This window comes from Arthrobacter endolithicus (assembly GCF_026627425.1).
Classification (GTDB): domain Bacteria; phylum Actinomycetota; class Actinomycetes; order Actinomycetales; family Micrococcaceae; genus Arthrobacter_M.
Genome location: NZ_JAPNLH010000002.1, coordinates 244,987 through 259,997 on the forward strand (window position 1 = coordinate 244,987; position 15,011 = coordinate 259,997).

Annotated in this window: 11 protein-coding genes; 4 read left to right on the forward strand and 7 right to left on the reverse strand. The window is 61.7% G+C overall.

All coding sequences use genetic code 11. The annotated features are described in order from the left end of the window. Window positions 1-458: 458 nt before the first annotated feature. The 3 genes from nrdE to nrdH form a co-directional block, all read right to left on the reverse strand. A complete protein-coding gene (nrdE, locus tag OS914_RS02900) occupies window positions 459-2,579 on the reverse strand; it encodes a class 1b ribonucleoside-diphosphate reductase subunit alpha (protein WP_267544634.1) in 2,121 nt (706 codons plus the stop codon). Window positions 2,580-2,626: 47 nt separating this feature from the next. Next, entirely contained in the window at window positions 2,627-3,031 is a 405-nt protein-coding gene (nrdI, locus tag OS914_RS02905; protein ID WP_267544635.1) for a class Ib ribonucleoside-diphosphate reductase assembly flavoprotein NrdI, read from the reverse strand. A gap of 236 nt (window positions 3,032-3,267) precedes the next feature. After that, window positions 3,268-3,513 carry a glutaredoxin-like protein NrdH gene (gene nrdH, locus OS914_RS02910; protein ID WP_267544553.1) on the reverse strand — a complete coding sequence of 82 codons (246 nt, stop codon included), beginning with the start codon at window positions 3,511-3,513 and terminating at the stop codon, window positions 3,268-3,270. Window positions 3,514-4,076: 563 nt separating this feature from the next. On the opposite strand from nrdH, the gene OS914_RS02915 reads away from it, so the two are divergent. Then, window positions 4,077-4,997, forward strand: a complete 921-nt coding sequence (locus tag OS914_RS02915) for a LysR family transcriptional regulator (protein WP_267544554.1) — start codon at window positions 4,077-4,079, stop codon at window positions 4,995-4,997. A 43-nt stretch (window positions 4,998-5,040) separates the two neighbouring features. Here OS914_RS02915 and OS914_RS02920 read toward each other — a convergent pair whose 3' ends face one another. The 3 genes from OS914_RS02920 to OS914_RS02930 form a co-directional block, all read right to left on the reverse strand. Continuing rightward, a complete protein-coding gene (locus OS914_RS02920; RefSeq protein ID WP_267544555.1) occupies window positions 5,041-6,441 on the reverse strand; it encodes an aldehyde dehydrogenase family protein in 1,401 nt (466 codons plus the stop codon). A 214-nt stretch (window positions 6,442-6,655) separates the two neighbouring features. Then, window positions 6,656-9,016 (reverse strand): 5-methyltetrahydropteroyltriglutamate--homocysteine S-methyltransferase, encoded by a 2,361-nt coding sequence (gene metE, locus OS914_RS02925; RefSeq protein WP_267544556.1) that lies wholly within the window; start codon window positions 9,014-9,016, stop codon window positions 6,656-6,658. Window positions 9,017-9,097: 81 nt separating this feature from the next. Then, window positions 9,098-10,051 carry a methylenetetrahydrofolate reductase gene (locus OS914_RS02930; protein ID WP_267544557.1) on the reverse strand — a complete coding sequence of 318 codons (954 nt, stop codon included), beginning with the start codon at window positions 10,049-10,051 and terminating at the stop codon, window positions 9,098-9,100. Between the two features lie 543 nt (window positions 10,052-10,594). Here OS914_RS02930 and OS914_RS02935 point away from each other — a divergent pair. Together OS914_RS02935 and OS914_RS02940 are read left to right on the forward strand one after the other, a co-directional pair. Next, complete coding sequence (locus tag OS914_RS02935; RefSeq protein ID WP_267544558.1) at window positions 10,595-12,247, forward strand: AMP-binding protein; 1,653 nt, start codon at window positions 10,595-10,597, stop codon at window positions 12,245-12,247. A gap of 9 nt (window positions 12,248-12,256) precedes the next feature. Continuing rightward, the gene (locus OS914_RS02940) at window positions 12,257-12,457 is read left to right on the forward strand and encodes a hypothetical protein (protein ID WP_267544559.1); all 201 of its coding nucleotides are present in this window, start codon (window positions 12,257-12,259) and stop codon (window positions 12,455-12,457) included. 27 nt (window positions 12,458-12,484) lie between these two features. Here OS914_RS02940 and OS914_RS02945 read toward each other — a convergent pair whose 3' ends face one another. Continuing rightward, window positions 12,485-13,657, reverse strand: a complete 1,173-nt coding sequence (locus OS914_RS02945; protein WP_267544560.1) for a class I SAM-dependent methyltransferase — start codon at window positions 13,655-13,657, stop codon at window positions 12,485-12,487. A gap of 226 nt (window positions 13,658-13,883) precedes the next feature. On the opposite strand from OS914_RS02945, the gene OS914_RS02950 reads away from it, so the two are divergent. Further along, window positions 13,884-14,861, forward strand: a complete 978-nt coding sequence (locus OS914_RS02950) for an MIP/aquaporin family protein (RefSeq protein WP_267544561.1) — start codon at window positions 13,884-13,886, stop codon at window positions 14,859-14,861. Window positions 14,862-15,011: the final 150 nt, after the last annotated feature.

The window sequence follows — 15,011 nt, forward strand, 5'->3', positions numbered from 1 at the left end:
GCCGTAAAAGGAGGCACCCGGACCTGATTCTCTGATTATCTTGCGGCCGGTGGAGCGAATTCGAGCCGCTTCACGCATCGCTTCCGTCCACACAACGCCAGTGGGCCCCAGGCCTCCCTCGGACAGGTTCAACAGGCGATCCCCTTCTCGACGCAGATAACTGATCCAATCAATTTCAGCCTGACCGAGCTCCGGCAACCCTTCGATCCAATCCAACTCGTCGGCGATCACGTCAGCTGCGTCGTGTCTTCGGAGCCAGTCGCAGAACGGTGTCTTGCGTCCCTCGGCTGCCACGCGTAGGTGCTGGTGGAAACGGCGGCTGGCTGTCTTGGTCGTTATACCGACGTAGCGGTACTCGACCTCCCGCCTAAGCCGGATGCCGTAGACCAAGCCGCCCGTCGCCGTCGTCAACTCACTCATTTCAAAGCGCACCCACCGCAGTCAACCTATATCGGTTGTCATAGGGCACAGGAAACGCAACCCTCCACCTCGGTCCCTTCCAGGGCCAGCTGCCGCAACCGGATGTAGTAGATGGTCTTGATGCCCTTGCGCCAGGCGTAGATCTGCGCCTTGTTGATGTCACGGGTGGTGGCGGTGTCCTTGAAGAACAGCGTCAGCGACAGGCCCTGATCCACGTGCTGAGTTGCGGCGGCGTAGGTGTCGATGATCTTCTCGTAGCCGAGTTCATACGCGTCCTGGTAGTACTCCAGATTGTCATTGGTCAGGTAAGGAGCCGGGTAGTAGACGCGGCCGATCTTGCCTTCCTTGCGGATCTCGATCTTGGAGGCCACCGGGTGGATGGAGGAGGTGGAGTTATTGATATAGCTGATCGACCCGGTGGGCGGAACGGCCTGCAGGTTCTGGTTGAAGATGCCGTGCTCCATCACGGAAGCCTTCAGCTCACGCCAGTCATCCTGGGTGGGGATGTGGGTGCCTTCGAAAAGCTCGGCCACACGGGCCGTCTTCGGAACCCATTCCTTGTTGACATACTTGTCGAAGAACTCCCCGGAGGCGTACTTGGACTTCTCGAAGCCGCCAAAGGTGCTGCCGGTCTCAATGGCCAGCAGGTTGGAGGCGCGGATGGCGTGGTACACCACGGTGTAGAAGTAGATATTGGTGAAGTCCAGGCCTTCCGCGGAGCCGTAATGCACGCGCTCCCGGGCCAGGTAGCCGTGCAGGTTCATCTGGCCCAGGCCGATGGCGTGTGACTGCTCGTTACCCTTGGCGATGGACGGCACGGAGGTGATGTTGGACATCACGGACACGGCGGAGAGCGCCCGGATGGAGGTTTCGATCGTGCTGCCGAAGTCCGGCGAATCCATGGTCTTGGCAATGTTCAGCGAGCCGAGGTTGCAGGAGATGTCCTTGCCGGTCTCGGCATAGGAGAGGTCATCGTTGTAAACCGTGGGCGCGGAAACCTGCAGGATCTCCGAGCACAGGTTGCTCATAATGATCTTGCCGTCGATCGGATTGGCCCGGTTTACCGTGTCCTCGAACATGATGTAGGGGTAACCGGATTCAAACTGGATCTCCGCGAGGGTCTGGAAAAATTCGCGGGCCTTGATCTTGGTCTTTTTAATCCGGGCGTCATCGACCATTTCGTAGTACTTCTCGGTGACGTTAATGTCGGAGAAGGGCATGCCGTAGACGTTTTCGACGTCGTACGGGGAGAACAGGTACATGTCCTCGTCCCGCTTGGCCAGCTCGAAGGTGATATCCGGGACCACCACACCGAGGGAGAGCGTCTTGATTCGGATCTTCTCATCGGCATTCTCGCGCTTGGTGTCCAGGAAGCGGTTAATGTCCGGGTGGTGAGCGTGCAGGTAGACCGCGCCGGCACCCTGCCGGGCACCGAGCTGATTGGCGTAGGAGAAGCTGTCTTCGAGGAGCTTCATCACCGGGATAACGCCGGAGGACTGGTTCTCGATCTGCTTGATCGGCGCCCCCACCTCGCGGATGTTAGTCAGCGCAAAAGCCACGCCGCCGCCGCGCTTGGACAGCTGCAGGGCGGAGTTAATGGAGCGGCCGATCGATTCCATGTTGTCTTCGATACGCAGCAGGAAGCAGGAGACCAGCTCGCCGCGCTGGGCCTTGCCGGCGTTGAGGAACGTGGGGGTGGCGGGCTGGAAGCGGCCTTCGATGATCTCGTCCATCAGTTTGATGGCCAGCTCTTCGTCGCCGCGGGCCAGGTGCAGGGCCACCATGCAGACCCGGTCCTCGTAGCGCTCCAGGAACCGCTTGCCGTCGAAGGTTTTGAGCGTATAAGAGGTGTAGAACTTGAACGCGCCGAGAAACGTTTCGAACCGGAACTTCTTCTTGTAGGCACGCTGATACAGCTCGCGGATGAAGTTCATCGTGTACTGGTCCAGCGTCTCGCGCTCGTAGTACTCATTCTTGACCAAGTACTCCAGCTTCTCCTCCAGGTCATGGAAGAACACGGTGTTGTTGTTCACGTGCTGCAGGAAGTACTGGTGCGCCGCCTCGCGATCGGCCTCAAACTGGATCTCGCCGTTGGGGCCATAAAGGTTCAGCATGGCGTTGAGCTCGTGGTACCCGAGCCCCTTGAAGGCGGCGGGCATGCCCGCGTCCTTTGTGCCGACGTCGATGGTTCCCGTGTGGGAGCCGGTTACGGCAGGTGCTGCGACAGTCGTGTCCAAAACGTATCCAATCCTTGGTTGACCCGGTCAACGTCCCGAGACGTTCCCATAAGCTCGAAGCGGTATAGCAGGGGAACCGTGCATTTGGCGGCAACAATGTCACCGGCAAGGCAGTAGGTTTCCCCGAAATTTGTATTCCCCGCGCCGACGACGCCGCGGATCAGTGATCTGTTCTGCTCGACATTCAAAAACCTAATGACCTGCTTGGGCACCGCACCGTGGCCGGTTTCGCCGCCGTAGGTCGGCAGCACCAGGACGTACGGTCGGTTCGCCAGCAGTGTCTCTTCGGAGCTGTACAGCGGAATCCGCGCCGAATCCACTCCGAGTTTCTGTACGAAGCGGTGGGTGTTGTCCGAGACGGACGAGAAGTAAATGAGCCCGCTGGCCGTGTGCCGCGTGCAGGGCTGTGGACCGCCGACCGAACCGGTACCGGTTGATACGACACCGGACGACGGCGGCAGCAACCGGTGCGCCGTAGTCGTCCGGTGCGCTGTCGTCGGGTGAACTGTCGCCCGGTCTTCGTGTACTACTTCCACAGACTGCATTACCGCCGCTTAGTGCCCTGCTGAGCCGTTAAGTAAAGCCGGGCTGTTGAGATGATGCGAGGAAATCAGGAGGCTACCGCCACCGCTGCGGTTCCCAGCTCGGCGATCTTGTCCGGACGGAATCCGGACCAGTGATCCTGATCGGTGATCACCACGGGAGCCTGCATGTAGCCCAGCGCACGAAGGCGCTCCAAGGCGTCCGGGTCCTGAGAGATGTCCACGCTCTGGTAAGTGATGCCCTTTTTATCCAAAGCGCGGTAGGTGGCGTTGCACTGAACGCAGGCCGGCTTCGTGTAGACCGTAACGGTCATTTTCCCTGTCCCCTTTTACTTCGCGGTACCTCTGGGGCACCTGCATCTGCTCGTACCCGTCTCTTGGGTACTTTATTGCGGCAGACGGCTGTAAACCGGCTTCGCCAGCGTCCCGGCTACTTAAACCCGGGGTGCTTGTTTCTGTATTTCAATACTACATGTAGTGCACACTGCTGGGAACGACCCCTAGATGATGTATTACAAGTATGTCATTTTATGCACCGGTCGTCCACAGGCCGGACCGTAGAAATCGGTGCAATCCCGGCTCTGCCGACCGAGATGTCCACAGCCTGTGGAGTACTTAGCCACAAAATATCGCGGGCGTGTTGCCCGCGGTCCGGCGTGTCGCGCAGCGTCGTGCCGCTTGCCCAACTGGGTCGCACTTGAGGCACGCATCCGGCGTTTTGCATGCCGGAACTGCGACTCAGTTGGGTAGGGGGGGGGGTCGCCGGCAGCGGCGCGGCTAATCTGGCCGAGTGGCCCCGCCGTCGGGCATGTCCTCCGGGCGGGGGGGGGGGGTATAGTCGTGCTGTTGCTGGACCTCGCTCCGGAAAGGAACGCTTATGGTCAATCCGATCCATCTCCGCACCCTGCTGGAAGTCACGCGCCTGGGTTCGTTCGCGGCAGCGGCCAGCCGGCTTGGCTACACGGCCTCGGCAGTGTCGCAGCAGATGTCCGCTCTTGAACGCGACACCGGGGTCGTCCTCTTTCAGCGCTCCGCCCGCAGCGTGCTCCCTACCGAGGCCGCCATCGTGATGAACCGGCACGCGGCCAAGGTTCTCACGGACATTGACGCACTGCTGGCAGCCAGCGCGCGGACCCATGCCACCACCAAGCAGGAACTTCGGCTGGGAATCTTCCCCTCGCTGGCCAGCCATGTGCTCCCGGTGCTGCTGGCAAGACCCGCATGGCATGATCTTGGGATCAACTTGAAAGTATCCGTAGCCGAGCCGGCTGCCACCATTGCCGGGTTGCGGACCGGCGGCGAATTGGACGTGGCGCTGATTTATCAGGTGGGACAGGGCGGCTTGGCCTGGCCGCACACGATTAATCGGCAGTGGATCGGAGACGACAACTTCCGCGTTGTCCTGCCGGAGGCCTGGGGTATCAGGGCCGGGGCACAGATGGCGGCGGCCCAGCTGTCGGACATGCCCTGGATCATGCACCATCCGGGCACCAGCGACGCGTCCGTGATCGAAAGACTATTCGCCAGCTGCAATCTGCACCCCACCGTCGCCGTATACAGCGACGATTTTAACGCCAGCCTGCAATTAGCCGCTGCCGGACTAGGGGCCGCTCTGGTTCCGGAACTCGCGCTAGCTGAAAGACCGGCGGGCATCGTGGTACTGGATGTGCCGGAAATCCGGCTGGCCCGAAACATCTTTGCCCTACTGCTCAACGAAAAGCAGACCGCACAGGTGGGCGTTTTCGTGGACCTGCTCACCGGGATTCTGCACCGGATGGGCCGGACTCCACAGCATTGACCGGGCTGTCCGCAGCACGCCCAGGTCAGCCCGCTGCTGCGCCCTATCCCCTGCCGGCGGGCGCGATTACCTTTCTAATGATCAGATTCTTGGCCGCACTGAAGGGTGGGTAAACCAGTTTCATGGTGTCCGGCTTGAGGGGTTTATCCAGCACCGCCTTCCGATGCGAGAAAGTGTCGATGGAAAATCGTCCGTGGTATCCGCCCATACCACTTGCCCCGACGCCGCCGAAAGGCAGTCCGGGCACCAGCAAATGCGCAGCCGGAATGCCGAAGCACAAAGCACCTGATGAGGTTTGCTCAGTAAATTTGGCTTTGGTCTCTGCCCGCGCGGTAAAGACATACAGGGCCAGCGGTTTGTCGCGGCTATTAATGAAGTCAATAGCCTCATCCGTCCCTGCCACCTCCAGCAGCGGAAGCACGGGGCCGAAGATCTCTTCCTGCATCAGTGCCGAATCCGACTCTGCCCGAACCACCGTGGGTGCCAGATAACGGCTTGCCGCGTCGTGTTCACCGCCCGTTACAACGTCCGCGCCCTCCAGCAGGCCGGTCAGGCGTTGGAAGTGCCTGTCATTGACAATCCGACCGTATTCCCGGCTGCTGCGCGGATTGGGTCCGTACAGCCGACCAATAGCGTCCGGCAGCAGTCGCGCCAGTTCCGCCCCTACCGTCCGCGAGGCCAAGACATAGTCGGGCGCCACGCACGTCTGGCCGGCGTTCATGAATTTTCCCCACGCCAAACGTATCGCAGTGGCAGGCAAGTCCGCGGAATCATCGACGAAGACGGGTGATTTTCCGCCCAGTTCCAAGGTTACCGGCGTCAGATGCTCCGCGGCGGCCCGCATGACAATTCGTCCCACGGTGCCGTTACCGGTATAGAAAATATGGTCGAACCGCTCCCCCAGCAGGGCGGTGGTTTCTTCCGCCCCTCCTTGCACCACGAAGACGGCGCCGGCCAGGTATTGCGGGATCCAACGCTGCATCGCTGCTGATGTCGCGGGAGCAAGTTCACTGGGTTTGACCACCACGGTATTGCCGGCTGCGAGCGCTCCCGCCATCGGTGCCAGCAGTAGCTGTACGGGATAGTTCCAGGGCGCGATGATCAGCACGACTCCGAGCGGCTCCCGGATGATCTGCGCGCTCGCCGGCTGGAGCGACACGGGCACGCTGGCACGTTCCGGCGCAAGCCAGCGCTGAAGACTCTTCAACGTGTGGGTAATTTCCGCGGTGACAAAGCCGACCTCCGTCAGCCATGCCTCGCTCGGATGCTTGCCAAGATCCTCTTTGAGCGCGGCCGCGAATTCGCTACCGCGCTCGATCAACATCCGCTGCACCGCTCTCAGCCGTTCCACGCGCCAGGCGTAGGGCCGGGACGCGCAGGAATCAAATGCGGCGCGGGCACCGGCAACCTGGGCAGTGATATCGGCAGAAATGTCCTCAGTCATGGCACAAATCTACTCCCGGGTAACAATGGCCGTATCATACCGATGCCATTCTTACCGCCGACGGTGGCTCCGGGCTACAACGAATCTCCCGTCCGTCCAACGAACGGTCACTATCTGCCGCGCCGGCTGCGGCCGATCCGGCAGATAGTGACCGCTCCCTAATGGCCCCCAGCATCAATGGTTCCCCGCACTAATGGCTCAGGTCATTAATGGCTCAGACCAGCTGCGCGCGCACCTGAAGAGCCGCGTCCACCAGGTTACGCAGCGACGCTTCCGTCTCGGCGTACCCCCGGGTCTTCAGTCCGCAGTCCGGGTTGACCCAGAGCTGCCGGACGGGCACGTGCCGGACGGCGGTTTCCAGCAGCTGCGCCACTTCGGCGCGGCCGGGAACCCGCGGGGAATGGATGTCATAGACACCTGGCCCCACGCCACGGCCAAAGCTGTGGTTTTCCAGGTCATGAACCACTTCCATCCGCGAACGCGCCGCCTCAATGGATGTCACATCCGCATCCAGCCCGTCAATGGCGTCGATGATGACGCCGAATTCGGAGTAGCACAGGTGCGTATGAATCTGTGTACCGTTCCCCGCCCCCGACGTGGCGAGGCGGAAGGAATTGACGGACCAGTCCAGGTAGCGGGCCTGGTCTGCCTTGCGCAGCGGCAGCAGTTCACGCAGGGCCGGCTCATCCACCTGGATAATCCGGATGCCGGCCGTTTCCAAATCGGCGATCTCATCGCGCAGCGCCAACGCCACCTGGTTTGCCGTCTCCCCCAGCGGCTGGTCATCACGGACAAAGGACCAGGCCAGAATGGTGACCGGTCCGGTCAGCATGCCCTTCATCGGCTTCTGGGTCAGGGACTGCGCAAACCTCGCCCACTGAACAGTAATCGGCTGGCTGCGCACCACATCGCCCCAGAGAATGGAGGGCCGGGTGCACCGGCTGCCGTAGGACTGCACCCACCCGTGCACCGTCACGTCGAAGCCTTCAAGGTTCTCCGCGAAGTACTGCACCATGTCGTTGCGTTCGGGCTCACCGTGCACCAGCACGTCCAACCCAAGCTCTTCCTGCAGCTGCACTACGCGCCTGATTTCGTCCTTCATCAGGCCCTCGTACTGCTGCTGAGTCAGCTCACCCTTGTTGGCCCGGGCGCGGGCGGAGCGGATCTCCCCGGTCTGCGGGAAGGAGCCAATGGTGGTGGTTGGCAGTGCCGGGAGCGCCAGCTCCGTCTCCTGAACGGCGGCGCGGGTGGCGTAAGCGTCGCGGCTGAAGTCGGCGCTGGTCAGCGCGGCCAACCGCGTCTGGACCTCTTGGCGGTGAACGCCGACGGCGGCCGAACGGGCGGCAATCACGGCCGACGCCTCGTCGATGGCCGGCTGCACCAACGGGGAATCCGTGAGCAGACCGGACAAGGTGACCACCTCGGCGATCTTCTGATCCGCAAAGGCCAGCCAGCTGCGCAACTCGGTGCTCAGCTGCGTCTCTTCGTTGACGTCGTGCGGAACATGCTGCGTCGACGTCGACGTTGATACCGCCACCGTCAGCCCGCTTTTGCGCAGCTCGGCCAGTTTAGCGGCGGAGGCTGCCAGGTCATTGCGCCAGATATTGTGTCCATCCACCAGTCCCGCCACCAGCGTTTTCCCCGAAAGCGTCGCCAGATCTGCTGCGGCGGGCACCTCACCTTGGAACACGTCGAGGTGAAGTGCGTCAATTCCGGTTGCCGCCAGCGTGGGCAGCAGGCCCTCCAGCGCCCCGTAGGGTGTGCTGACGAACAGCGCCGGCCGCACGGGGACCGCCGACAGGAATTCGTAGGCTTCCGCCACGGCTGCCTGAACCTCGGTCAAGGGCGTCCCTTGGTCCACCACCAGCGCAGGCTCATCCAGCTGCACCCAATCCGCTCCCGCAGCGGAGAGTTTGGCGAGCAGATCAGCGTAGACGGGCAAAACATCCGCCAACCGGCTCAGCGGGGAAAAGTCCTTCTCGGCAGCGTCGGAGGCCTTGCTCAGCAGCAAAAAGGTAACCGGACCCACAAGGTACGGACGCGTGTGCACTCCGTTGGCCAGCGCGTGGCTAAATTCCTCAACAATCCGAGTGGACGTCAGGGAGAAGACCGTCTCGGGTCCGATTTCCGGCACCAGGTAGTGGTAATTCGTGTCAAACCACTTGGTCATTTCCAGCGGCTGCTGCTCCGCAGTCCCGCGGGCCAGCGTGAAGTAGCCGTTGATATCCAGCTGCCCCTGCGCATCCAGCAGCGCGCCAAACCGGGCGGGTACAGCGCCGATATGAGCCGCTGCGTCCAGCACCTGGTCGTAAAAGGAGAACGTGCCCGGTACGGCGCCGGCCTCGGTCAGCCCCAGACCCTGCAGGCGCTGGGCGGTGCTCAGCCGTAGCTCCTGCGCGGCCTTTTCGAGCGCCGGAGCGTCAATGCTACCGGCCCAGAAGGACTCAACGGCCTTCTTCAATTCCCGGCGGCGGCCGATCCGCGGGTAGCCCAAAATCGACGCCGCGGGAAACACCGGCGTTGTGGAGCGCGCGCCGGTGTACGTGAGAGTGCTGGTGGAAGTGCTGGCAGTCATGATTGAAGTCCTCTATCTGTGGTCGGTCGAGCGTCGTTACAGTTCGTGTCGCTAAGGTGCGTGTCGCTACAGTGCCGGCCCTTACAGGGCGGGCTGCAACCGCCGCGAACCCGGTCGGGCCGGCCGCGGGAGCTGGAGTTTATCGAGCACGTCCAGCGCCGCGGCGTGCTCATTGAAGGTGTAAAGATGGATCCCCGGCGCGCCCGCATCCAACGCGGCACGCGCCAAATCTACGGTTGCCCGCACCCCGATCCGGCGGCGTTCGCCGTCGTCCTGTGCGCCGGCCAACGACCGGATCAAATCCGGTGAAGGATCGACTCCGGCCAGCGTCCCGAGCCGCTGCAGCCGGCGGACACTGATCAGCGGCATGACGCCGGGAATAAGCGGGATGGTCACCCCGGCACGCCGGGCCCTGGTCAAGAGATCCGAGTACTCCGACGGATGGAAGAAAACCTGGGTAATGGCGAAATCCGCTCCCGAGCGCTGCTTAGCCAGGAGCACCTCAATATCGTGCTCCGCGCTTGGCGATTCGGGATGTTTGGCAGGATATGCCGCCACGCCGATGGCCACCTTCCCGGCGCAGAGCAACGCCGTACGCCGCTGCTCCACCCGGCGAATCAACTCGATCAGGTCCTGGGCGTATGTCAACGGCCCAGGCGGGTCCATGGAGTCAGGGGACTGCGGACGGTCCCCGCGCAGGGCCAGAATGCCGCGCACCCCGTGATCGAGCAGATCGGTGATGATGGCTGTGAGTTCCTCAACGGTATTACCCACACAGGTCAGGTGCGCCAGCGGACGCAGCGTGGTCTCAGTGAGCAGCCGGTTAAGCAGCCCAACGGCGACATCCCGGTTGTCCCCGCTGGCGCCGTAGGTGACGGAGACATAGTCAGGATTAGTGCTTTCCAATTCCCGGACGGTGGTCCACAGATTATCTGCGGCTGCGGGCGTTCGAGGTGGAAAAAGTTCGTAGGACAAGGCGATCGGTGCGGTATCGATCGTCTTCGGATGTGCCTGGAGAAGGCTTGGAGGTGACATTTGCTGCCCTTGGCTGGATGCCGTTGACGCCCGCCGCCGTGCTAGCGGACTGCGGTGCGGACGTGAACGTAGTCGGAAAAGGAATAACAGAACCGTCTTCCAGATCACCGTTGCGCTCAAAACGCGCAGCCGGACCGGCAGCACCGGCCCGGGCCTGGGCCCGGAAAAAATGATCGGCGGTTCTGTGTGCAAATGTCAGGCCCACATGGGGGCACCCACATCCCCTGGCTCGACGGGCAGTCCCAGGTGGGGCTTTACCGTGGCCGTTGCGAGGATCGCTGACACGTTACATTCAGTAACTTGGCTATGACTCTACGCAGGCCCTAACCGAGGCGCAACAGCAGGCACCGAATTAAGACGCAAGTTTACGCAGCAAAATCCTCATGCAGGAGTGGATCAGGCCCATGCGGTGGCTAAAATCGAACAATCGAAGGGAGCAGTCCTTGCCCGCGGCCATAGATAACCAGCCTGCGGGCCGGCTCTGCAAATAGCCCGGACTCGGCACGCCTACCAGACTGGTCCGGCGGCCAGTAGCGTATGGCTATGACTGCTGACGATCAACATCGCGCCCAGATCCCGGCTCTTTCGTACGTTTCCGGTATATCGTCAGTCCCGCTGCTGGGCGAAACGATCGGTGCGAACTTCAGTAGGCTGGCCGCCGCCAACGCCGAACGCGAAGCACTGGTTGACATTGCCGCTGGACGCCGCTGGACCTATGCCCAGCTGGAGGCCGACGTCGATGCGCTGGCACGCGGGCTGTTGGCAGCCGGCGTGGCAAAGGGAGATCGTGTGGGCATCTGGGCGCTCAATTGTGCACAGTGGGTGCACGTGCAGTACGCGAGCGCGAAAATCGGCGCGATATTGGTCAATGTCAACCCGTCCTACCGTGAGCATGAGCTGCGGTACGCCCTGCAGCAGTCCGGCCTCAAGCTGCTGGTGTCAATGACCGGATATCGCTCAACTGACTGCCGGGCGATGGTCGACGGCGTACGTCCCGAGTGCCCCAATCTGACGGACGTGGTGTACCTCTCAACCCCGGACTGGGACGAATTGCTCGCCGCCGGAAGCACCCTTGCGCCGGATTCGCTGGCCCGGCGGATGGAAACCCTCAGCGCGGACGATCCAATTAATATCCAGTACACCTCCGGCACCACGGGCTTTCCCAAGGGCGCGACACTGAGCCACCATAATATTCTCAATAACGGTTACTTTGTGACAGAAACAATCGGGATCAGCAACCGCGACCGGATTTGCATCCCCGTACCCTTCTATCACTGTTTTGGCATGGTGATGGGAAACTTAGGTGCCACGTCCCACGGGGCAGCCATCGTCATCCCGGCACCGGCCTTCGACCCGAAAGCGACGCTGGCGGCCGTGCAGGACGAGAAGTGCACGGCGCTCTATGGAGTCCCCACGATGTTCATCGCCGAACAGGGCCTGGCGGACTTTTCCAGTTACGACCTTTCCAGCCTTCGGACCGGAATTATGGCCGGTTCGCCCTGCCCCGTGGAGGTCATGAAGCGCTGCATTAGTGAAATGAATATGTCGCAAGTGGCCATTGCCTATGGGATGACCGAGACGTCGCCGGTGTCCACACAGACGCAACCCGACGACGACCTGCAGCGACGCACTGCCACTGTGGGGCGGGTGCACCCGCACCTGGAGGTCAAGATCGTCGACCCGATCACCGGGCTTACCGTGCCCCGCGAAACCACCGGAGAGTTCTGCACCCGTGGCTACTCTGTCATGTTGGGCTATTGGAATGACTCCGCGAAGACGTCCGAGGCCATCGATGAGGCACGCTGGATGCACACCGGTGATTTGGCCCAAATGCGCGACGACGGCTACATCACCATAGTGGGCCGGATCAAGGACATGGTGATCCGCGGTGGTGAGAATCTCTATCCCCGTGAAATCGAGGAGTTCCTTTACACCCATCCGGACATTGCCGATGTTCAGGTCGTCGGCGTACCGGACTCAAAGTACGGGGAGGAACTCTGTGCGTGGATCCAATTGCGGGAAGGTGCTGCAACGCTCGATGCCGCTGCCGTGGCGGTCTTTTGCGCCGGGAAACTCTCCAGGAACAAGATTCCCCGCTACGTCCTGGTCGTGCCCGAGTTCCCGATGACCGTGACCGGAAAGGTCCGCAAAATTCAGATGCGCGATACCTCTGCAGAGCTGTTGGGTCTGGTCTAAGCTGTGGCCATGAATATACTCCCAGCCAGCTATCTGTCCTACCTCACGGGAAAACCGCCAGCTGTCGTAGAGACCGTTAAACCGATCCTTCAACAGTCAGCGGCCGATCAGCTCCACGGCGTGCGGGTCAGGCTTCTGCCCCATGACGAAGTTCAGGCAGTGGTTGACGAGCTGATTCCGTTTGGCGAAATACTTGAGTCCGTGGACTAATACGGGCGAACTACGTTGGTCTGCTGCTCAGCTTCGGATCGACAGGGCCACGGTGAACTTGGCGTTCTGGCCCTGCACCGTTGTTGGCCCTACCCGTTCTTCAAGCTGAGCCCGGTAGTGAAGATGATTGTTGTACACCGTCCACAATTCGCCTCCCCCGGCCAGCACCCGTGCGGCGGCATCGAAGAGCCGGACTGCCGCTCCGGCATGGACGGTTGCTCCGAGGTGAAAGGGCGGATTCAGCAAAATCAGCTCGGCGCTGCCGGTCGGAAACCCTGCCATCGCATCGTCCTGAACCGTGGAGATACGCGCGGAAAGACCGTTTGCCTCGGCCGTCGCCGCGGCCGAGGCAACAGCGGCGGCGGACTGATCGGTGGCGGTGACAGTTATCTGCGGCCGTGCGTTGGCCAGCACCGCCGCGATAACGCCGGAGCCGCAGCCTAGGTCTATGGCGTGCCGGGCGTCAGCTTTCATCCTGTCAATGAACTCCAGCAGATACCGCGTTCCGATATCCAGCCGCGGGCCGGAAAACGCGGCGCCGTAGGCGCACACCCACAATCCAAGCTCCGAATGGTATAGCCGTTCCGGAAAAGCAGGCTCCGCAGTTGGCCTAATGGGCGTGGCCGCAGTGAGCACCCTGGATTTCTGCCGCGCCAGGCCGGCGTGTACGTCGCCAAATGAGTCTTGCAAAACAGCGTTCATGGCCATGCTCATATGCTTGATCCGGCCGCCGGCAAAAACCTTTACATCCGGGCGCGCGTAGCGGGCAATCTGATCTGCGGTTTCCGCCAGCTCGGCCAGGCTCCTGGGCAATTGCCACAAGACCACGCCGGCTCCGTCAAAAAGTTCCTTCCCCAACGGGAAACGGCGGAACCTCCCGGACAGTGAACGTTCTGCCGCATTGCGGTCCAGGGCCCGCTCTCCAGCCATCAGGTCCTGATGCACACGCACATCCCAGGAACCGGGCACCGAAACCACGGGCAACGTCAGCGCGCCGTAGCGATCCCCCACCACCGCGACAGTGCCGCCGTCACGCTCTTCAAGACTAGGGGCAGCCTCGGTGAGGATGAGTTTGTCGGTGGCGTCAAAGGCGAAAAGGTTCGGTGCTTCCACGTCTGGAGAGCGCCGCAGACTGCTGAAGTCAAACAGCACTCCGGGATCCACAAATTTCGCCATGCCGCCTAGCGTTATGTCCCTCATCCACTCTAGTTTAGCCGCGGATCCTGGTCAGAATTTAACGGCAAAACGCAGCCATGGTCAGGTCCTAAGCATGCTGCTAGCATGAAGACCATCGACTAGTCAACCCAGGAGTGTTCAAACGGCTCACAGGCTCGCCGCAGTTTCTGAAGCAGTGCCGTAGCTCAAACAGTGCAGCAGCTGAACTCAACGTACAGTGTCCCTGTCGCCGACGATTCAAGGGGTCATTATGAGTGATATTTCTCCTCTGCGGAACGCGATCCGCAACGGCAGCGGCCTTAAGCGGGTCGGCGGGACGTGGGGCGAGGTGTTAGCGGAGTTCCTCGGCACTTTTGTGCTGATTTGTTTTGGCGACGGCGTGGTGGCGATGGCTGTAGCAGCTTTGCCCGGCAGCGGCCGCACGGCAACCTCAACAACCATTTTCAACGCCGCTGGGGACTGGCTGCTGATCACGTGGGGATGGGCCTTCGCTGTCGCGTTAGGCGTCTATGTGGCCGGCGGGGTTAGCGGTGCTCACCTCAACCCCGCGGTAACCCTGGCCTTCGCGGTCCGCCGGAAGTTCGCCTGGCGTAAGGTCCTCCCTTACATGGCGGCCCAGGTAGTAGGAGCATTTGCCGGTGCGGCGTTGGTCTACCTCGTCTACCATCAGGCAATTGATGCGTTCAATGAAGCTTCCAAAGTGGCCCGAACTGATCCAGGCGGGAACGCGACCTTCTCCATCTTTGCCACCTTCCCGGCGGCGTACTACCACGGCAACATGATAGGCCCGCTGACGGACCAAATCGTGGGCACCGCCTTCTTGGTCCTCTTAATCGTCGCCATTATCGATCTGCGGAACACGGCAGTGAAAGCCAACTTGGGTCCGCTGATGATCGGCTTTGCTGTCGCCGCTATCGGCATGTCGTTTGGCGCCAATGCCGGTTACGCCATCAACCCCGCCCGTGACTTCGGCCCCCGGCTTTTTGCCTGGATGGCCGGCTGGGGCGACGTTGCTCTTCCGGGTACGGTTGACGGTTCGTTCAGCGTCTACTTCTGGGTCCCCATCATCGGCCCGCTGATCGGTGGGGTGATCGGTGTACTGATCTACGACCTGCTCATCGGCGATGTCCTGCATGCCCGTACGCAGTTGGCCGAGCCCGGTCCGGCCCGCAAGGAAAACCCGGATCTGCCGGATCTGGAGACAGGAACCACAGCTGACGAGGAATGAGCCACTGTGACGTCTGACGATGAGTGAACCTTGTAGTGCCCCGTGAAGCCACGACGAGCAGGGATCGTTCCGCAGGCTGGCAATGAGCATGGCGGTCAGCGCCGCCTGGGGCATGGCTAAAGATAGGGCATGCGCTTTGTCTCTTCGTCT